This window comes from Pseudoalteromonas sp. A25, from assembly GCF_009176705.1.
Lineage (GTDB): Bacteria > Pseudomonadota > Gammaproteobacteria > Enterobacterales > Alteromonadaceae > Pseudoalteromonas.
This window is the reverse complement of record NZ_AP021847.1, coordinates 221,549-241,877: the sequence shown is the minus strand read 5'-3', so window position 1 is coordinate 241,877 and position 20,329 is coordinate 221,549. Positions and strand designations below refer to the sequence as shown.

The 20,329-nt window shown below is 41.9% G+C and carries 17 protein-coding genes; 8 read left to right on the top strand and 9 right to left on the bottom strand.

The window, feature by feature from the left end:
* Nucleotides 1-182 precede the first annotated feature (182 nt).
* The 3 genes from GDK41_RS17725 to GDK41_RS17715 form a co-directional block, all read right to left on the bottom strand.
* Entirely contained in the window at nucleotides 183-3,314 is a 3,132-nt protein-coding gene (locus GDK41_RS17725) for an efflux RND transporter permease subunit (protein ID WP_152087810.1), read from the bottom strand.
* A gap of 14 nt (nucleotides 3,315-3,328) precedes the next feature.
* Nucleotides 3,329-4,480 (bottom strand): efflux RND transporter periplasmic adaptor subunit, encoded by a 1,152-nt coding sequence (locus tag GDK41_RS17720; RefSeq protein ID WP_152087809.1) that lies wholly within the window; start codon nucleotides 4,478-4,480, stop codon nucleotides 3,329-3,331.
* Between the two features lie 132 nt (nucleotides 4,481-4,612).
* Nucleotides 4,613-4,960: a hypothetical protein gene (locus tag GDK41_RS17715; protein WP_152087808.1), complete on the bottom strand. Its 348-nt coding sequence runs from the start codon at nucleotides 4,958-4,960 to the stop codon at nucleotides 4,613-4,615.
* A 174-nt stretch (nucleotides 4,961-5,134) separates the two neighbouring features.
* Here GDK41_RS17715 and GDK41_RS17710 point away from each other — a divergent pair, with 174 nt between their 5' ends.
* The 4 genes from GDK41_RS17710 (at nucleotide 5,135) to GDK41_RS17695 (ending at nucleotide 8,472) form a co-directional block, all read left to right on the top strand.
* A complete protein-coding gene (locus tag GDK41_RS17710; RefSeq protein ID WP_152087807.1) occupies nucleotides 5,135-6,499 on the top strand; it encodes a DNA-3-methyladenine glycosylase 2 family protein in 1,365 nt (454 codons plus the stop codon).
* Nucleotides 6,496-6,960: a methylated-DNA--[protein]-cysteine S-methyltransferase gene (locus GDK41_RS17705; protein WP_172971670.1), complete on the top strand. Its 465-nt coding sequence runs from the start codon at nucleotides 6,496-6,498 to the stop codon at nucleotides 6,958-6,960. The genes GDK41_RS17710 and GDK41_RS17705 overlap by 4 nt, the downstream gene beginning before the upstream one ends.
* A 138-nt stretch (nucleotides 6,961-7,098) precedes the next feature.
* The gene (locus tag GDK41_RS17700) at nucleotides 7,099-7,815 is read left to right on the top strand and encodes a transporter substrate-binding domain-containing protein (RefSeq protein WP_152087806.1); all 717 of its coding nucleotides are present in this window, start codon (nucleotides 7,099-7,101) and stop codon (nucleotides 7,813-7,815) included.
* A 60-nt stretch (nucleotides 7,816-7,875) separates the two neighbouring features.
* Entirely contained in the window at nucleotides 7,876-8,472 is a 597-nt protein-coding gene (locus GDK41_RS17695; protein WP_152087805.1) for a thymidine kinase, read from the top strand.
* 76 nt (nucleotides 8,473-8,548) lie between these two features.
* Here the strand turns inward: GDK41_RS17695 and rlmF are convergent, their stop codons facing one another.
* The gene (rlmF, locus tag GDK41_RS17690) at nucleotides 8,549-9,430 is read right to left on the bottom strand and encodes a 23S rRNA (adenine(1618)-N(6))-methyltransferase RlmF (RefSeq protein WP_152087804.1); all 882 of its coding nucleotides are present in this window, start codon (nucleotides 9,428-9,430) and stop codon (nucleotides 8,549-8,551) included.
* Between the two features lie 102 nt (nucleotides 9,431-9,532).
* Between rlmF and GDK41_RS17685 the strand changes: the two genes are divergently transcribed.
* A complete protein-coding gene (locus GDK41_RS17685; protein ID WP_152087803.1) occupies nucleotides 9,533-10,450 on the top strand; it encodes an alpha/beta fold hydrolase in 918 nt (305 codons plus the stop codon).
* On the opposite strand, the gene GDK41_RS17680 is transcribed toward GDK41_RS17685, so the two are convergent.
* The 3 genes from GDK41_RS17680 to GDK41_RS17670 all read right to left on the bottom strand — a co-directional run bounded on the left by GDK41_RS17680 (nucleotide 10,395) and on the right by GDK41_RS17670 (nucleotide 15,035).
* Nucleotides 10,395-11,873: a tetratricopeptide repeat-containing sulfotransferase family protein gene (locus GDK41_RS17680; protein WP_152087802.1), complete on the bottom strand. Its 1,479-nt coding sequence runs from the start codon at nucleotides 11,871-11,873 to the stop codon at nucleotides 10,395-10,397. The genes GDK41_RS17685 and GDK41_RS17680 overlap by 56 nt on opposite strands.
* 98 nt (nucleotides 11,874-11,971) lie before the next feature.
* A complete protein-coding gene (locus GDK41_RS17675) occupies nucleotides 11,972-14,614 on the bottom strand; it encodes a TonB-dependent receptor plug domain-containing protein (RefSeq protein ID WP_152087801.1) in 2,643 nt (880 codons plus the stop codon).
* Between the two features lie 259 nt (nucleotides 14,615-14,873).
* The gene (locus tag GDK41_RS17670; protein WP_152087800.1) at nucleotides 14,874-15,035 is read right to left on the bottom strand and encodes an oxidoreductase-like domain-containing protein; all 162 of its coding nucleotides are present in this window, start codon (nucleotides 15,033-15,035) and stop codon (nucleotides 14,874-14,876) included.
* A gap of 89 nt (nucleotides 15,036-15,124) precedes the next feature.
* Here GDK41_RS17670 and GDK41_RS17665 point away from each other — a divergent pair, with 89 nt between their 5' ends.
* Nucleotides 15,125-15,490, top strand: coding sequence for a hypothetical protein (locus GDK41_RS17665; protein ID WP_152087799.1), 366 nt, complete (start codon nucleotides 15,125-15,127; stop codon nucleotides 15,488-15,490).
* 64 nt (nucleotides 15,491-15,554) lie between these two features.
* Nucleotides 15,555-16,922, top strand: coding sequence for a leucyl aminopeptidase family protein (locus tag GDK41_RS17660; RefSeq protein WP_152087798.1), 1,368 nt, complete (start codon nucleotides 15,555-15,557; stop codon nucleotides 16,920-16,922).
* 48 nt (nucleotides 16,923-16,970) lie between these two features.
* Here GDK41_RS17660 and GDK41_RS17655 read toward each other — a convergent pair whose 3' ends face one another.
* Both GDK41_RS17655 and GDK41_RS17650 read right to left on the bottom strand, forming a co-directional pair.
* On the bottom strand, nucleotides 16,971-18,437 hold the full coding sequence (locus GDK41_RS17655) for an aminoacyl-histidine dipeptidase (protein WP_152087797.1): 1,467 nt from the start codon (nucleotides 18,435-18,437) through the stop codon (nucleotides 16,971-16,973).
* A 66-nt stretch (nucleotides 18,438-18,503) separates the two neighbouring features.
* Nucleotides 18,504-19,568: a ketoacyl-ACP synthase III gene (locus tag GDK41_RS17650; RefSeq protein ID WP_152087796.1), complete on the bottom strand. Its 1,065-nt coding sequence runs from the start codon at nucleotides 19,566-19,568 to the stop codon at nucleotides 18,504-18,506.
* Between the two features lie 143 nt (nucleotides 19,569-19,711).
* Between GDK41_RS17650 and GDK41_RS17645 the strand changes: the two genes are divergently transcribed.
* Nucleotides 19,712-20,113, top strand: a complete 402-nt coding sequence (locus GDK41_RS17645) for a nuclear transport factor 2 family protein (RefSeq protein ID WP_152087795.1) — start codon at nucleotides 19,712-19,714, stop codon at nucleotides 20,111-20,113.
* Nucleotides 20,114-20,329: the final 216 nt, after the last annotated feature.

The following is a 20,329-nucleotide window of genomic DNA, read 5'->3' as shown; positions in this document are numbered from 1 at the left end:
GTTTATAGAAAAGTACTATACTGTCAACAAAAAAGCCATAAAAATCATACGGTTAAATATTGATTATAATTCGCATTACAGTTAATTTTTGTATACCCAAAACGCATCGTATGATTTATCAATCAGTAGCACATTTATTATCTGAATTAGGGTGCTACTAATTGATGGTTTTTAAACGTATTTTATTGCCCTCTTTGCATTTCAGTTATTTTGTATGCCGAAAAGCGGTTAAATAGAATGGGCAAAACAAACAAAGTAAGTAAGGTTGAAGATACGAGTCCACCAACGACAACCGTTGCTAGGGGTCGTTGAATTTCAGCCCCAACACCGCTTGATAAAATCATCGGCACAAGCCCTAAAGCAGAAGTAAGCGCAGTCATTATTATGGGCCTTAGTCTAGATAATGCACCGTGATATATCGCGCTATTGCTGTCTTCGCCTGTCTTTATGCGCTGATTGATACTTTCAACCAGTACAACGCCATTGAGTACAGCGACACCGAATAGTGTTATAAACCCGACTGAACTGGGCACCGATAAATATTGCCCTGATATATACAGTGCAAATACACCGCCTATGACTGCCAATGGCACATTTATCAAAATGAGCATAGCTTGTGCAACCGAAGAAAATGCAATATACAGCAATAAGGCTATCAGTATTAAAGACAGTGGTATTACCAAGCTTAATCGCTTTTGAGCACGTTGTTGGCTTTCAAATTGTCCACCAATCACCACAGAGTATCCCGCTGGCAGCTTGATTTTAGTGTCAATCTCAGAGCGTATTTGAGAGACTGCGCTCCCCATGTCTGTGCCTTGAATATTCGCTTGTATTACCACCGTTCGCTGAACGTCTTCTCGTCTGATTTGTGGTGGTCCTGACTTTAATTCGACCTCAGCTATATCCCTAAGTTTTACCCAAGCACCGTCGGTAGTGCGAAGTCTAAGATCGTTAATCACTTGGGCATTCGCTCTAAACTGTTCTGCGAAGCGCACATAAATATCATAACGTTCATTGCCGTTAATGATTTGCCCCGCACTGGTTCCGCCAATGCCATTGCGAACTAAAGACATTATGTCAGCAACAGAGAGGCCATAGCGAGAAAGCTGTTGGCGATTAGGTGTAATAATAAGCTGTGCTTCTCCTGCAATTTGCTCTAGTGCGACATCGGTGGTGCCATTTATTTTCTTGATAAGCGCTTCTATTTGCTTGCCTTTTTCGGTTAGTACTTCAAGGTTAGGGCCAAATAGCTTTATTGCTAGTTGTGCTTTTACACCTGATAGTAATTCGTCTACTCGGGTGGCGATAGGTTGTGAGAAATTAAATAGTAAGCCTGGATGTGCGGCTAACTTATCCAGCATTAAGTTTTGCAATTGATGGCGCGTCTTTGCACTTTGCCATTGTTGTATTGGTTTTAAGCCAATGTATATTTCAATGTTGTTGACCGGTTCTGGATCACCTCCAATTTCAGCGCGACCAATACGGCTCAGTGCATATGTCACTTCAGGAAATGTAAGTAGCTTTTCCTCAAGCTTTGGGGCAACCGAAAGGGCTGTATCTAAGCTCGCTGATGGCGCCAAAGTTACGCGCAAATTAATAGTGCCTTCTTCAAGTTCTGGGACGAACTCAGTCCCAATTTTAGGTGTTATTGTGACTGTTGCGATCAATAGTGATAAAACCGTTAGCAGTATGAAGGTAGGTTTTGCTAATGCTTTGCTTAGTAATTTGCCATAGCAGTGCTCTATAGGTGTAAAAAATATACTTGTTCGTGTTGATAACTTATATTTGAATAAGTAGCTAGCCAGAGCAGGTACAATTATAACTGCAACAAATATTGCACTGACTAATGCCAGCATAATACTCAGTGCCATGGGCTGAAACAACTTTGCTTCAACGCCTTCAAAACTAAATAAAGGTGCAAATACAATTAAAATAATCACAGCGGCAAATATAACCGGGCGAGCAACTTCTTTGCTCGCTTGTGCGATTATCTCAGGATTGGACTGATTGTTTTGGCTTACGTGCTTAAAAATATTCTCTACCATTACTACCGAACCATCAACTAACATGCCAATAGCAATGGCGATGCCCCCAAGTGACATTAAGTTAGCCGATATCTCTAACCAAGACATGAGCATTAAAGCGATTGCAATAGATATTGGAATGGATATGAGTACCAAAAAAGTGGCTCTTAAGCTCATTAAAAATAGCGCGAGTATTACGATGATTAATATAAACGCGATGCTCAAAGCCTGAACCACGGTACTTACTGCCTGCTTAATTAAATTTGCTTGATCATAAAACGGCTCAAAACGTACTCCCTTTGGCAAAGTGCTTTCAATCAGCTTTAGCCGTTGCTTTATACCCTCAATCGTATTGTTGGTGTTGGCATTCATTCGTTTAAGGACAATACCCGTTACGACCTCGCCCATATGTTGTATTTTTCCGTACTCGTCTTTTCGCGTCATGGTCACTGCACCTTGGCGAATCTCACTGCCAAGCTCTACATTTGCAACCTGTGCTATGGTGATCACGGTGCCGTCAATGGTTTTAACCGGGGCTTGCTTGAGCTCTGCGATACCTTGTGCACCGCTGTTAAACCACCCCATGCCTCTTACAACGAGTTGCTCTTGCCCCCGTTGCATATACCAACCTCCCGCATTCTCGTTATTTTGTTTGAGCGCTGCAATGACGTCATGTTGCGACAATCCGTAAGCAATAAGTTGAGTCGGGTCTATATTTACTTGATATTGTTTGACTTCTCCTCCAAAAGACAACACATCGGTAACCCCATCGATGGGCATGAGTAAGAGTTTCACAACCCAGTCGTTGATGCTTCTTAGTTGCATCGTATCAATGTTTGAGTCTGGGTCGCTGATAAGTAGATATTGATATATTTGCCCTAAACCAGAGGTGTTTGGGCCCATTTCTGGGGTGCCTAATCCATCAGGTATTAGGGCTTTTGCAGCCTGCAAACGTTCAAAAACCAGTTGTCGTGCAAAGTAAATGTCAGTTCCTTCTTTGAATACGACCGTGATCCCAGACAGCCCTGTTTTTGACACCGATCTAACTTGTTCGACATTTGGCAAAGCATACATTACGGCTTCAATAGGATAGGTGATCAGCTTTTCTATCTCTTCTGCTGCAAGGCCCGGAGCTTGTGTATTGATGGTTACCTGTACGTTAGTGACATCTGGAAATGCATCTAGGTTGAGTTTTGGAATTAAAACGCTTGCAACGCTTATCATAGCTATAAGCAGCAAAACAACGAGTAGGCGGTTTGTAATAGCCCAGTCAATTAAGCGATTGATCATAATATGCGCCTCGCTTAATGGTTATGAATATCAAAGTTGCTTTTGGCAAACTCAGAGGAAATGAAAAATGCGCCTTGAGTAACCACTTGTGTGCCTGCAGGTAAGCCGCTAATTTCAACCAAGTCACCAAAGGGGCGTCCTCGTGTAACTCTTTGTGGTAAAAACTGGTTGTGGTCATTGAGCACAAATACTTGCCATTCTTCATCGGCATTTTGCATTAATGCCGTTTCAGGCACCGCTAATAGTGGCTGTTTACTTGGCAAGTTGAAATATACGTTCACAAACATGCCTGCATGAAGACGGTCATCTGCATTATTAACTACCAAGCGAACGGTTCGAGTGCGAGTGATAGGGTCAATAGTGTGAGACTCTTGAATCACCTTGGCATGATATGTATCTTCTTTGAACTGCACTTTTGCTGTACTTTTAATATCAATGGATTCATTGTCATTGGCTGATAAGCGTGCTTCAACCCAAAGGTTTTGTTCATCCGCTAAGCGTAACAATGTTTGCCCTGTATTTACGCGTTGCCCTTGGGTAAAGTCATCTTGTAAAACTACTCCGCTGACTTGTGCATAGAGAGTGTATTGACCCAGCTTGATATCGCTTTGTGTTGTCAAAGCTGATATCGCTTCATGGCTCAGGCCCAAAGCGTTTAGCCTCCCAACGCTTGCAAGATAACGAGTTTTAGCAACAACGCGTTCACTTTCGCTGAGCGTCTGCTTTTGCATATTTTGAATGCGTAACCATTCGCTCTGAGAGACCATATAATCGGCTTGAGCATCAGCCATTGATTCGCTGTAAAGCGTGATCAGTTTATCGCCTTGGTTTACTTTTTGCCCCAAAGCGACATGTCGAGTCATGATTACTGAGTCTGTACGAGGGGATACGATATAGCTGGTGTAGCCGTTTTCTTTTAGTACACCAGGGGCATAGTGGTGCTGCATTAAAAATCTGGGCTGTAGCTCAGAAACCTGAATATTCGCCGTCTTTATCTGACGTTGAGTTAAAGAGACTAAGGTATTTTGTGCGTGGTTATCAGAGTCGGTGATTTGTGGCTGCTCGTTATGGTGATCATGATTCTCGCCAGCAGTTGCAATTGTATAAGGTGTAAATAGTAGAGCGACAGCAATCGTACGCACTGCCATAGTATTAAATTTAAACATAGCTATCTCTATTATCCATATGATGAATGGAAAATTTTTATAAAAAAACACATAGCGCAGCGCTGTATAGCAACAATTTATGCGCTAAAAATGTGAGGGTTTAAGTGCCTTTGTGGCTGATAAAGGGTGAGATTAAGCTCTTGGCGGTTTGAATTGTGGTTCGTGACGATATTGCGCTTGTGAGCGCTCATGGTCAATGTCATCACGAGGTTGCTTTACATACAATGCGGTTGTTGATTTGCTGACAAACCAGCTTAAATGGCTGCCACTACAGTGACCACAATGGTGACAGTCTTTTATATTGTGGCCATCTTGGTCATATTGATCGTTTAAACTGCTCAGCTTTGAGCTATGAACATGCTCGCTTTGCAAGTGTTCGATATCAATCTGATGAACTTGTGTACTGGCAGCACTAGCCCCAACAGATTGCATTGCAATTGCTAAGGTGATGATGATGCTGAAAATAGTTTTTAAGTTCAAGGCTATTGATACACTTTAGATTATGTTCGAGCGACAAATTATCAAACATTAGTAAATTGGTCAATTTAAGCAGCCATAAGATTGGGTTGCTTTAGGTCTAGTTCCATTTATGGCGATCGCTATTGGATTTTTGCGATAAACTAAGCCTATTCGACCTTATTTGATTGAAGTTTTATGCTCAGTGCCGCTATCTGCCAAAAAGCCCGTGAAAGTCGCGACCATAGATTTGATGGTTTGTTTTATGTTGCGGTTAAAACAACAGGCATCTATTGCCGTCCGATTTGTCCTGCGCCCGCGGCAAAAGAAGGTAATGTTGAGTATTTTCAATATGCTCATAATGCCGCTGATGCAGGCTTTCGACCATGTATTCGTTGTCGACCTGACGCAGCCCCCGGTAGTTATGCATGGCTTGGTATCCAAACAACGGCGGTTAGAGCGAAAAAGATGATTGATGAGGGTGAACTATCAACACATACGACAGCCCAATTAGCTGAGCGTTTGGGTATTACGCAACGATATTTAAATAAGTTGTTTAAGCAGTTTTACGGTACGAGCCCGAAGCAATATGCGCTTTATAGACAATGTGACTTCGCTAAACAGTTGTTGCAACAAACCACGATGTCAATTGCAGACATTGCCTTTGCAAGTGGCTTTAATTCATTACGCCGTTTTAATGACGCTTTTGTAAGGTTATATCAACTATCACCAAGTCAATTACGGCACAAAAAAGCGCAGTCGCAGTCGCACATAACCTTATTCTTGCCTTTTAGACCTCCATATAATTGGCATGCTTTACATGAATTTTTATCAAAAAGATTGATTGAGCCGGTTGAATGGTTAACAGCGAATAGTTATGGGCGTACCTATTGTTTAGGTGATTACGATGGCTCTTTTGAAGTTGAGTTTGAACCAAGCAATCATAGGTTTAGAGTAAAAATTTCGATTAATGATGTGGCTGGATTGCACCTGATAGTCGGTAATATAAAACGAGTGTTAGATTTGGATTCGGATCCTACATTTATAGAAGCACACTTAAAGCGGGTATTACCAGAAACTTTTAAGTTAACAGAAGGTTTGCGTTTGCCGGGTCTTTGGTGTGAATTTGAAGCAGGAGTGCGTGCCATTTTAGGGCAACAAGTGAGTGTTAGTGCAGCGAGAAATTTACTTAAAACTCTTGTGAGTGAGTTGGGAGAGGGAAATCATCTAGGCCAACGACTGTTTCCAAAACCAGCCGCTATGAAAGACAACGGGTTTTCGTTTTTTAAGATGCCAGCACGGCGTAAGGAAGCATTAGCAAGTTTTGCGACATACTACAGTAAAAAAAGTGACAGTCTTGATTTAGATAAATGGTTGTGTATTAAAGGGGTGGGGCCATGGACCGTTGATTATGCCAAGATGCGAGGACAAAGTAACCCCGATATTTATCTTGCAGGAGATCTAGGCATAAAGAAAGCATTTGCGCAGCATGGTGAATTGGAAGTACAAGCTTGTGCGCCATTTCGCAGTTACTTAACTTTTCAACTTTGGCAACAATTATGATTTACCAACATACTATGAATACACCCATCGGTGTACTAACGATTCAATCATCAAGTTACGGCCTAACATATGTCGGGTTTAACCCTAAAAATGAATATGAAGAAGTGTGTAACGAACATACCAGACAAGCAAAGCAGCAGTTAAAAGAATACTTTTTAGGAACTCGGCGCGACTTTGATATTGCCTTAGATATCAATGGCAGTGTGTTCCAAAAATCAGTATGGCAACTATTAAAGCAAGTAGGGTATGGGCAAACTAATACGTACGGGTGGATGGCTAACTTTTTGGGAAAACCCAAAGCGGTGCGCGCAGTCGGTGGGGCGAATGGCAAAAACCCGATCAGCATTATTATTCCTTGCCATAGGATCATTGGTGCAAACGGTACTTTGACGGGCTACGCAGGTGGAGTAGAAAAAAAAGCTTGGTTGCTTAAACATGAACAGCAAAATAAATTAAATTAGATATACTTATTTGGCACGCACATAAAAGACTTGGAGTAACCTCTGTTGTTACAAAAGCTGTTGGTATGTTTTACCCTAATTTTGTTCGCTTTACCTGTTTGCGCGACAACACTTACTTTTTGCTATGAAGATAAGGAATTGGCACCATCGTACATGGGAGTGGGGTTAACTGTGCCTAGCGTTCGCCCTGGCGTGAGCATAGAAGTTTTACAAATGATGGAGCGACAAATCGAAGGGCTCAATATTCAATTTGTTCGCGAACCTTGGCAGCGGTGTTTGCATGATATGAAGCGTAATAAGGTTGATGCCGTGATCGCAAGCTACCGGCCTGAAAGGTCGCAGTATATGGTGTTTCCTACCACTGAATCGGGAGAACTGAATACATCACTGGCCCTTAATCAGTTTGGTCGATGTTTAGTTGGAGACAAAGTGTTTATTGATGAACTAAAAACCACGAAAGACAGCTTTAGTTTGGCTATCCCTCGTGGATATTCATCAGCTAATAGCCTCAGTGATACACGATTTGTAAAAGTAGATACACTCTCTCAGTTGGATGCATTTGATTTAGTAAATAAGCGAGTAGTAGACGCAACGATAGGGCTATGCATGATAAATGGCAAAGCTGTCAAAGCGTTTCCTTATGCAAAGAAACTTCATGCTTTTTACCCGCCATTTGATACTAGTTTTGGTTTCTTAACATACTCTAAGCTGTTTTTTGAAAACAACGAGGGGCTAGCAAAGCAACTTTGGCAACAGCTTGCTCAATTTCCGTTTGCAGACGTATATATGGAGTACTTGGCAGCGGAACATCAACAAATTAATAGCCATGTGTCTGACATGCCGAGTTCAAAGTAAAATAGTAAACGTAGTTAACTTTAGTTAGACTACTGCCATTTTTAGCTCAAAGATAATTTTATGGCACAACTTTATTTTTACTATTCAGCAATGAATGCTGGAAAGTCAACAACTTTATTGCAATCTGCTTTTAACTACCGTGAACGTGGCATGACACCTTTTATTCTTACCGCTGCGATAGATAACCGAGCTGGTGTGGGTAAAGTGGCATCTCGAATCGGCCTTGAGGCAGACGCGCATGTTTATGATGTCCAAAGCGACATAATGCAGATAATACGAGATGAACATCGTGAGCAGAAAATTGACTGTATTTTGGTTGATGAGTGTCAGTTTTTAAGTAAGTCTCAGGTTAATGCTCTAACAGACGTAGTGGATGAATTAAAAATACCGGTACTTTGCTATGGCCTTAGAACGGACTTTAGAGGCGAATTGTTTGAAGGTTCACAATATTTATTGGCGTGGGCTGATAAATTAATTGAGCTAAAAACGGTATGTCACTGTGGAAGAAAGGCTAACAGAGTGCTCAGGACTGATGAAAATGGGGTTGCTATTGCCGATGGCGCGCAGGTTGAAATTGGTGGGAATGACCGTTATGTATCGATGTGTCGGGCTCATTACAAAGCACAATTAAAGCAGGCAATAAAAGCAGCCGAGTAAAGCCTCGCACGACATGATAGGGCCGCATCTTGTTTTTGCGGCCCAGTACAATATAACTTGTTCTAGATTAAAAAAGTTAGTCACAATAACGCCAAGCAATAAAGCGGCTAATTTTTTGACCTTGCGCCATCTTAATGACTTTTATCTCTGCGGGTTGTTGCTTTTTTAAGTAGAGCTTGAGGGGAGATAAATTGTCTTTGTTTGAGACTAAGCATGTAAACCATCCCACCTGTTGGGCATAATTTTTACTCTCTCTTATCATAGTTTTGATGAACTTTCGCTCACCACCGTCACACCAGAGCTCTTGGCTTTGTCCACCAAAATTCAGTTTATTATTTTCTTGCTGCTTTAAGTTTTGCCATTTTCGACGTGTTCCCTTTTGTGCTTGCTCTTTACTTGAATGAAATGGAGGGTTGCACATCGTTACATCAAAAAAATGTTTTTGTTGGATCACACCTTCAAAAATAGTGCTGGGGTTATTTTGTTGGACCAAAGCAATATTTAGTTTGTTTGCATCGATAATCGCTTTTGCACACTTAATTGCGTTGGGGTTAACATCGGAGCCGGTAAATTGCCACTGATACTCAGCATTGCCAAGCAAAGGGTAAACTAAGTTTGCACCAGTACCTATGTCTAAAACGCGGATTTGTGGATTTGGTTGTTGTTGGTTTAGTAGATCTGCTAATGCATGAATGTAATCAGCTCGCCCCGGAATAGGTGGGCACAAAAAACCGTCTGGGATAGACCAAAACTGAACGTTATAGTAATGCATTAACAGGGCTTGGTTAAGACAAACGACGGCGCTTGGTTTTGCAAAATCGATACTTTGTGTGCCTTTTGGTGTGGTAATTAGGTGCTCACTCAGCTGAGGTAAAGTTTTACACAAGGCTTTAAAGTCGTAGCCATGGCGGTGTTTGTTTCTATTATGCATTGATAATCGTTCAATTAGTGTTGGCATACCATTATATCGTTTACTGTTGAGTTGTGCCAAACTCAGGCGATTGCGAGAGATTAAAACTACTGGTAGGATGAGTTGGTGAGTTCATAATAAGAATCAATAATGATAAACCAAACCTCTTTGTTTGTTTGTCTGCGTGAGAGCCAGAAATTACATTTAAGATATATTGCTCAGCCCAATAGCGATGGGCCAATAGTGTTTTTTATGCATGGTGCGGTAGAAAATGGCAAAATATTTTATACCAAAAGTAATAAAGGGCTTGCACCATTTTTAGCATCTCAAGGATATCGTTGCTATGTTGGTGACCTGCGTGGCAGAGGGGATAGTGTGCCTCTCATATCTGCGCAATCAAGTTATGGACAAACAGAGGCTATTGTGGAGGACATCCCGGCGATGCTTGAGTTTATTTACCAGCATGGCGGCAGTTTTCCACGATATTGGGTTGCTCATTCATGGGGAGGAGTGTTAATGAATAGCTATTTTGCGCGCTTTCCCGACGATGTATCCAAAGTTGATGCATGTGCATATTTTGGTTCTAAGCGCTCTTTACATAATCATCACTATAGCAAGTACTTGCAAGCAAACCTGATATGGTATGGACTAGCGCCTTTATACACAAAAAAATATGGATTCTTACCCGCTAAAAAGCTCCGCTGGGGAAGTGATAATGAGACGAAAAAGTCTCATGAGCAAGGAATGGAGTGGGCAAAGCGCAAACCTTGGATGGACTCAGATGATGGCTTTGACTATGCCAAAACATTAAAAAATATGAAATTGCCACCTACTTTGCACATCGCGGGTGTAAAAGATAAAGCACTTGCTCAACCTATTGACATCAAAAAATTTATACAAGAATCTGGCGTGGGCGTCCAAGAGTTGAAAGAATATGGCCGAAAACATGGACATCAACATAATTACGGCCATATAGATATGCTCACTCACAAAGCGGCTCATCACGATCAGTTTAAAGACTTATTGGATTGGTTTGCTCGATATGATCGATTTGCTCACCACTGTTAAACAGTTCAATCATTTTTTCTTGATAATTTTGCCAGTTGGTTAGCGGAGCTTTGCTAATGGGCTTGCGAACCTGAGCTTTACTTAATGTACTCACAGGTCGATGATCCTCATAATACTTCATGCATTCCGGCTCATACTTCTGGCCCAAGAACTTTAAAGTGCGGCTTATCACTTTCTCAGGTTGTGCAACCAGTGATTCATAGCTTAGGGTAAGGATGCTGTCAGGTATTTGCTGTTTAAAATGAGCCATTAATTCATCTTCTGCTTCTGCATAAAGTTTAAACTCACTTAAAGAACAAAAATAGGGCTCATCGGCATTAAAGTGATTACTAAATACTGACCACGCAGTAGCACCAAAATCACGTGTTAGATGGATAAAGCGAGCATTAGGGAATAACCTATAAATCATGCCAATGTTCTGAAAGTTGGCGGGTAGCTTGTTAATGACTACTTCATCAGGTACTCGTTGCTTTTTAATTTCATCTACGTATAAGTTACGGCAATAATCCGACGCCGAAGTGCTTAAGTTACCAAAGCAAAATGGAAAAGGTAACTCGGAACGTTTAACTAGAAATGGCACAATTTTATCGCTTAGAACGGTACTTTCACCTAACGAGCCTATACAGCTGTGCTGTACTAACATTTGCTCGAGCAAAGTCGAACCTGTTCGTGGTAACCCGATAATAAATGTTGGCGTAAACGTCGTTTTTACACGATCAGTCGGCTTTTGGAAAAACTCAGCATTAAAATGTTGCTTTATTTGTGCAAAAAAAGGCAGCATGTGGTGAGTTCTAAAATCACAGAATTGTAATTGTAGATCGTTTGCGAGCTTAAAATATTCAAAAGCTTGCTCGTGGTTACCTAGGCGGTGATGACACGTTCCTAACGAGTAATAATTGACAATATTCATTCGCTTATCATCATATTCTTCGAGTAGTTTTTCTAACGGCTCAAGGTAATCTGGTAAATCTTGGCTGGGCGCTAATTGTACTAGCTCTCGAAATATGTAAGGAGTAACTTCTTGATGAGCACAATGAATACCTTGCGAAAATGTGGTCCTTGCTTGTTTTACGAACCCATAGTCTAAATAAAATTGCCCTAGCTCATAATGTGCCCTAGCACTGTGTTTTGCCACGCTCAAGGTATATTCTAAAACGGTTTTGGCATCAACAGGTGAGCCCACTTGTATAAAGCAAAAAGCAAGGGTAAATAGAGGTTCTAATTGCTTGGGAAGGTGTTCACATGCTCTGCGTAAATAGTAAATTGCGCTGTCATAGTCTTCAAGCTGAACGCATATACGCCCTAAACCAAATAGTGCAGAGCCATTGTGGTTGTTTTCTTTTAGTACGGCCTTAAACATAAACTCAGCTTCTCTGAGTTTATTTTCATCCATTAATTCATTGGCTCTTTGTATTAATAACATGTGCGGTTGGGTATTTAATTCTGATATGTAGATGATAAAAACAAAAAGGCGAAATAGCCAATGCCATTTCGCCTTTACTGCTGGGTTACAGTAAAAAATTAGAAGGTATAGGTTGCCTTCACGTAATAGAAGCCACCGTTGATACCATACGGAGACGTCTCATAGTATTTACCACCCCAATTGTTATTAGGAATACCAGTTGCCTTTTGGAAATCGAGCTTCTCTGCTTCTTGGTCGAAGATGTTATTTGCACCTACAGTTAAACTAATGTTTTCCGTGGCGAAGTAGGTTAGTTCAGCATCAAATGTAACAGACGGATCTGCCATAATTGCTGTAGCATCATAGTCTACGTGCACACCTTGATACTCACCAAAGTAGTTGTAACGAACAAAGCCTGTGAAATCTTCCCACTGTTGCGTCCAAGTAAATGTTGCACGGTGGTTAGGTAAGTCTTTTTCTAAACGCTTAACTTTGAAGTCGCCTGTGATTGCTGAGAATCTATCAACTTCAGTTTCATTCCAGTTATAAGCGAACGCAAAGGTAGAGTAACCACCTAGCATATCCATTGAGTAGTTCGCTACTACGTCAACACCCTGCGTGGTTGTATCAAAGTCGTTAGTAAAGAAACTTACTTGTGCAAGACTATCTACGTTGGGTACACCATCTGCTTTAAGCGCCGCTTTTTGAGCGAGTGTTAGGTCAATTTTATTTGATTGACTAATACGGTCTTCCACTTGGATGTTGTAGTAATCAATCGTCATGAACAAGTCACCTGATTGATAGACCGCACCAAATGTGTAGCTATCAGACTCTTCTGGCTGTAGCTCTGTACCACCTAAGATTTTAGACACTGGGTTTGTTGGTGGTAATAGTGCAGAGTCTACTAACACACCGCTGCTAAGGTTAGTTTGAACGTTACTGACGTTTGCTTGACCAACAGTCGGTGCGCGGAAACCAGTACTGATTGAACCACGGAAAGATAAATCATCGGTTGCTTGGAACTGAGCGGTTACTTTGTAATTTGTTGTAGAGCCGAATGAATCGTAGTCTTCAAAGCGAAGTGCCCAACCCATTAAGAACTCTTCAGTAAATGGTGTTTCAACATCAACATAGGCTGCATAGTTACGGCGACTATACTCTCCTGCTGCTGAAGGTTTAAAGCCTGGGAAGCCGTTTGAGCCGATGCCGAAGCCTTGCTCAGTTAATGGACCAGCAATAAACGACGCTTCGTCACCAGCGATTACTTCAAAGGTCTCTTCATGCCACTCAAGACCAGCTGCTACGTTTACATCGTACGCTAAGTCGAAATCGTAGCCTTTTGAGATATCTGCATTAAAGTTTTTCTCTAGTTGGATGTATTTACCTGGGCTGAACTCCATTGGGGTTTCTGCGCCCAATGAGGCATTTACTGTGTTGGTAATAAAATAGCGAGACTCATTGCGACCAACTGAACCGCTTAAGTCATATAAAGCGCCTTTCATAAAGCCTTCTGTGATCTCACCCTTAGTACCAATTGTCAGTGATGTATCTGTGATATTACCACCGAAGAAAGGTGTAAAGCCTGCCGGTAGCATTTCGTTAAATGCAAAGCAGTTAGAGGCTGATAATGAGTTGAGTGCATCTGGATCTGGTAAACCGTTAGATTGTATCTCTACTACTGGACAGTTTAGCTGAGCATCGTAACCGTCATTAGAGCCAACAAGTACTGTAGGAGTCGCGGCATCCCATGCTGCTTGCAATGCTTCATCAGTTGGGTGTCTTCTGGTTGGTACACCATCAACCAAGCGAATGTTACCACCGTAAACGCCTGGTCGAGTTGTTGGATTACGATAGTAGAATCCACCTTTTACATCACGTTCTGAGTAGTTACCGAACATATAAAACTGCGAATCATTTGATAAATCAAGGCCAACGTTACCGAATAAGCTGATGTCGTCTTTTATCTCTGGTGCACCCCAAACTTGAGCTGGGTTTCTGACACCTTCTAAACCAGCCGCTGTGAAGGCTGCGGCATCAGGGCGCTGTACACTGCGGCTTGTCGGATCGGCATTTTTATATTGGAAACTTAGGTTAGCAAAGCCGTCGTCTGAGAATGGTAAACCAACGTTACCTTCAAATGTTGTTGTATCACCATCGCCTTCAAAGTACTGGCCTTGTTTTACTGAAAAACTGCCACCTTCGGATGCATCTTTTAAAACAAAGTTAATTACACCTGCGATAGCGTCTGAACCATACTGAGCTGCAGCACCGTCACGCAACACTTCGACTTGTTTAAGTGCAATACTTGGAATAACTGAGATATCAGGACCTTGAGCACCATCGTTGATACCACCACCTAGGAAGGCGATAACGGATGAGCGGTGGCGACGTTTACCGTTAAGTAGGATCAATGTACTGTCTGCTGGAAGACCACGAAGGTTTGCAGGACGTACTAAAGACGCAGCGTCACTGATTGGGTTTTGGTGTACGTTTAGTGATGGAACAGAGCCTTTTAGAAGCTCGAGCATGTCATCGCCGCCAGCTTTGCTTAGCTCATCACCGCCGATAATGTCGACTGGTACTGGTGAGTCGCCTACTGAACGAGGTGCTGCACGCGAACCAACGACCGCTATTTTTTCAATCTTTTCTTTTTTAGCACTATTCTCTTCCGCCATAGCGGTTGTTGAAAATAGACCAACAGATGCAGTTGAAGCGATAGCATAAGTAATTGCACGACTAATCGCGTTTAATTGTAGTTTCATCCTGTTTCCCCAGTTTGATTTTTGTTGTCATAAGCTTTTAAACAAAACTCATGTTTGCTTTTTATTGCAACTTATATATACATATCATTAACTTGTGATGCAAATATTCTTTGCACCCGTTATAACCGTAGCAGCGATTTAAATAAAGGCAAATTTTTAAATAATTTTTCGTTAAATCCAAGGGTTAACGGTAAGTTACAGTTAAAAAATGGGTAAAAAGCGCAGGGAAACTAAATTTTTAATGCAATTTGTTTGCTTGTTATTTGTTCGAAAGGGGAATCTTTTGTTGGTTTTTTAACCACTCTTTTTTTGCTGCTCTGTATGTGTCCCAAACGCAGGGGCAGCAACTTCCGCCACCACAACATTCATCAGATTTCGGCTTTTGAGGTTCGCTTATTTGCTTTTTCGGTAGCAGTGTCATCTCGGTACATCATTAAGACTAAAATCACATAGTAACATTAAAGAAAAGTTTGCTAAACTCGTTATAACCTATTTGGATAGTGGTAGTGCATGAGGCTGATAAAAGTAGTTCACAAGGCGCCGATAAGGGTTGCAAAAATTTCAAAAAAAAGACAACAAATACGGTTGCGCCGTGCGATGATCGAGCTCAAGCTTGCTTTGTCTCAAGAAAAGCAAGAAACCAAAGAGATGTTAGATATTTATAAAAGGTATAGTTCAGGTAAAGCACACAAAGCAGAGCTAAAAGTAGCAAATAAACAGTTTGTTGATTTGTTAAAAGGATTAGGGCTTGGTGTATTTGCTTTATTACCTTTTGCGCCAATCACCATTCCGTTGATAGTTAAATTGGGTCAATGGGTGGGGGTTGACGTGTTGCCAAGTTCATTTTCACCAGGAAATAAAGCTGCGCGTAAATAAGTGATTTCAAGCTCGTAACTTGTTATTCTTAAATTAGACTTTTAAAAGTACGAGAAAAATTATAATGCGCGGATTACTTGTTCAAGCCAGTACTGGCACTCCCATTCACTTCATTTTGAAACCTCAGCTTGATAACTGGTTGAAATCTCAGCCTGCTCTAACGCAAACGTTGGTCAGAGCAACCAAAACTGCTAATACGAAGTATTTTCTGGTTCCACAAGAAAACAGCGAAGAGCTGGCTGCCGTGATCTGCTTAGTTGACTCTTTAGATTCTATGTGGTTAGCGGGAGAGCTTGCTAAGCAACTACCAAAAGGTGTTTACCAACTCCAAGGCAGTGACGAGTTTGTTGAACAGCAAGCGTTGAGTTTTGTATTAGGTGCGTACCAGTTTTCCGCCTACAAATCTATGGCTAAGGTTGAGTCGCAACTCGCTGTTGCTGATAGTGCTATGTTAGAGCGAGTGACGCGCTGTGCAGAAGCTATTTATTTAGTGCGCGATTTAGTTAATACACCAGCAGCCGATATGATGCCACAGCATCTTGCTGAAACAATGGATGAGTTGGCGCAGCGCTTTGACGGTCAGTTTACGCAGTTTATTGGTGATGAGCTTTTAGAGCAAAACTATCCGACTATTCATATGGTTGGCAGGGCCAGCGATAACAAACCGAGATTGTTAGATTTAACATGGGGAGATGAAAAACACCCTAAGCTGACTTTGGTTGGCAAGGGAGTATGTTTTGACTCTGGTGGTTTAGATCTTAAGCCTGCTTCAGGCATGCGAAATATGAAAAAGGACATGGGCGGCGCAGCGCATGTGATTGGATTGGCACACATGGTGATGGCGGCTAATTTACCAGTGCGTCTGCGTGTGTTGGTTCCTGCCGTAGAAAATGCGGTGTCTAAAAACGCATTTAGGCCGGGTGACGTTATCAAAACGCGTAAAGGGATCACAGTAGAGATTGATAATACCGATGCTGAAGGCCGACTAGTGCTGTGTGATGCTTTGGCAGAAGCGCAAAGTCAATCGCCAGACTTATTGGTTGACTTTGCTACTTTAACGGGTGCTTGTCGCGTGGCGCTAGGTACAGAGCTACCAGGCTTTTTTAGTACCGATCCCCACGTTGCGGCAGGGCTAATTGAGCAAGGCGCAAATACGCAAGATCCAGTTTGGCAGCTGCCTCTATTCGACCAATATAAAGAGTTGTTCAAAAGTGATGTAGCAGATATCGCAAATTGTGGTTCAACACCATTTGGTGGTGCCATTACTGCCGCGCTTTATCTAAAAGAATTTGTAGAACCACAGCAGACTCCTTGGGTGCATTTTGATGTGATGGCTTGGAATGTTCGCTCATTGCCAGGTCGTCCTGCAGGTGGTGAAGGGTTGGGCTTAAGGGCGACGTTTAGCTATTTAGCCAATCGCTACGCAGGCTAGCATAATAAAAAGAAAAGCGGGTTTATCATAACCCGCTTTTTAGTGTCATTATTTGTGAGGGATATTGGCCAAGATGGCTTTCATTTGTTGCCAATATAAGCCAACGCTAGCAATGTTTACTTTCTCATCAGGAGAGTGAGGAAATTTAATGGTTGGGCCAAACGAAATCATATCCATATTAGGGTACGGCTCTTTAAATAAACCACATTCGAGTCCTGCATGGATAACCATAATGTCAGGCTTTTTGCCATAGATGCCTTCATATACATCGCGGAAAATATGAAGTATTTGTGAATCGGGATCAGGCTTCCAACCTGGATAGGCGCCCGATAATTCAATATTAGCGCCGGCGAGGGATGCTAGAGAGCGCAATGAACCAGTTACATCTTCTCTTCCTGAATCAATCAGCGAACGTACTAAACATAGTATCTCGACATGCTCATCTGATGTTTTAATCACGCCCACATTGAGCGATGTTTCAACAACGCCCTCGATGTCGTCGCTCATGCGAATAACACCGTTGGGGCAAGCGTTGAGTAGCGCTAATAGTTGGCTTTGAGATGCTTCGCTCATAGGAGCGAGCTGAGAACAATCTTCTTTTATATTCAAGCATATATTAGTTTCAATTGATGCTAGTTCAGTTTTTAATAGTGCTTCAAAATTGTTCAGTTGGCTTTCAAAAGCCGTTAACTCAGAAGCTGATAAGGCAATTTTCGCGTAGGCTTCTCTTGGAATAGCGTTACGTAATGAGCCCCCTTTGATATCAATAAGGTGCCAGTTAACATCAGTCACATGATGTTGTAAAAAGCGCGCCAATAATTTGTTCGCGTTTGCACGCCCAGTGTGAATATCCACACCAGAATGCCCGCCTTTGAGCCCTTTGAGTGATATTTCAAAAACTCGCATATCAGCGCATGGTTGACGCTCAACAGCAAGCTTTAAGCTTGCGTCTACGCCACCGGCACAGCCCATATAGATTTCGCCTTCTTGTTCAGAGTCGGTGTTGAGTAGGATGTCTGCATCAAGCCATCCTTTTTTGAGCCCAAAAGCACCAGTCATACCAGCTTCTTCATCAACAGTAAGAAGGACCTCTAGTGGGCCGTGAGGGATGTCGTCTGCTGCAAGCACAGCTAAACATGATGCCATTCCGATACCATTATCGGCCCCCAAAGTAGTGCCTGTTGCGGTGACCCACTCTCCATCTACATAAGGTTTTATCGGGTCGCAAGTGAAGTCATGGTCGGTATCATCATTTTTTTGCGGCACCATATCAATATGAGCTTGTAACACTACAGTTCTGCGGTCTTCCATGCCTGACGTTGCTGATTTTTTAATAAACACATTGCCAGTTGGGTCTCGACGTACATCAAGCCCTTTATTAGTCGCCCATTCAACAATGAACTTAGCTAATGCTTCTTCGTGTTTAGATGGATGTGCGATTGCACAAATTTGGTCAAAAAATTGCCAGATTGCTGTTGGTTCTAACTGACTAATTTCTGTATGTGGTTTAAACAAGATGTTATCCCTACTTGAATGAATAAGTGAAATTTTATCATTCATGTAGGGATAATGGCGATACCTTTATTGGCAAGCTTTCACAGCTGGAGTGATCAGCTCAACGCCACTTTGCGTGCAAGGTGCTAATGTTGCATCGCTTTGTGCTATCGGGGTTACTCTATCACCCCATTTAATGTAGCTTGCGGCCCAAGTTAAGCCTGCGCCAAAAGCTGCTGACATGATATTGCTATGTGGCTTAATAAGCCCATTTTCAACGGCTTCACACAGAGCAATCGCAATAGTTGCCGCTGATGTATTGCCATATTTGTCGATATTAACCATGACTTTATCATCTTGTATGTCTAGACGCTGTTGAATTGCCTGAATGATACGTAAGTTTGCTTGGTGTGGAACTAAAACATCAATTTCACTTAGTTTCAAATTGGCTTTATCTAGCACTTCATCGCACGCTTCGCTCATGCCTTTGACAGCACGTTTAAATATTTCACGACCCTCAAACAGAAGATCAGAGGGGCCAGTTGGTTGATATTTATCCATATCAGTACCGTAGTTGGCAATATGAAGAATATCTCTATCGGTACTGTCACAGCCTGTTTTTGTGCCAAGTAAACCACAAGGTTCTTCACTCGCTTCTAGTACAACCGCACCTGCACCATCACCAAATAACACTGCACTGTCTCTTTTTGCCCAGTTGACATACCAAGTCATTCGCTCTGCTGCCACGACTACCGCACGTTTGATCATACCTGCTTGAATCTGAGCTGTTGCATTTTGTAATGCGTACAAAAAACCAGAGCAAGCCGCGTTAGTATCACAAGCCGCTGCACCTGTTGCACCGATATTTTTTTGCACAAGAGATGCGGTATTAGCAACCATAGTCGAAGGGGTACAAGTTGCTAATAAGACTAAGTCGATATCTTTGCCTGTTAACCCAGCACATGCGAGCGCGTGCTGACTTGCTACAGTCGCTAATTCTGCTGTGGTGGCGTGGCTAACTCGGCGTTCTTTTATACCCGTTCTGGTGCTGATCCATTCATCATTAGTATCAACAATTTGACTTAATTCTTCATTAGATATTTTGGCAGGGGGGATACATTTACCCCAGCCAGTAATTTTTGCGTAAATCATGCGGCTCTCTTATTCTTGTCTGACCAGTGGCCAAGTTAGGGCATTTATAGCAAATATCTAGGGTGATCACCAGTTGATATTGCCTATAGGCATCAGTGTAGACTAGACTCATCAGTAAGGTACATATTGATTTGTAAGGTATTATGACCAATAAAATTAACGCAGAATTACTTGAGCTCCTTATTGATCAAGAGCGGCAATTATTAGAGCCGGGTGTACGTCAATCATGTGACATGCTAGAGAGACTACTCAGTGATGATTTTTATGAAATTTCGGCAAATGGCCTGATGTTTGATAAAAAGCATGTTATTTCTCGTTTGCCTAATGAAAAGGTTCCCCAATTCTATAACCAAACGTTTAAAGGCCGAATGCTTGGCCCCCATCTTGTTCAGCTTACGTATCAGGCTGCTTACAGACGCAGTGTTAAGTGTCAACTCAATTACTCTGTTCGTATGTCCTTGTGGCGATTAGAACATGACTTATGGAGGTTGGTATTTCATCAGGGGACACCATGCGCAGAGTTTAAATTGCGCTTAGATGACTGATCTGTATTGTATATATTCTCTTCAACTTAAATGTTTAAATTAAGCAGATTAGATTATTTGCCGTAAATTATCTTAAACAGTTGAAACTCTGTTTTTGTTCTATAAAGTCTATAGTCGGTCTTTCAAAGCCACATTGCCAAAAATACTTGTGTTAAAATAAACGATAAGAACGCTTGCTCGTTAAGTGATAGCTTAGTGCTGGAATATGAATACCCG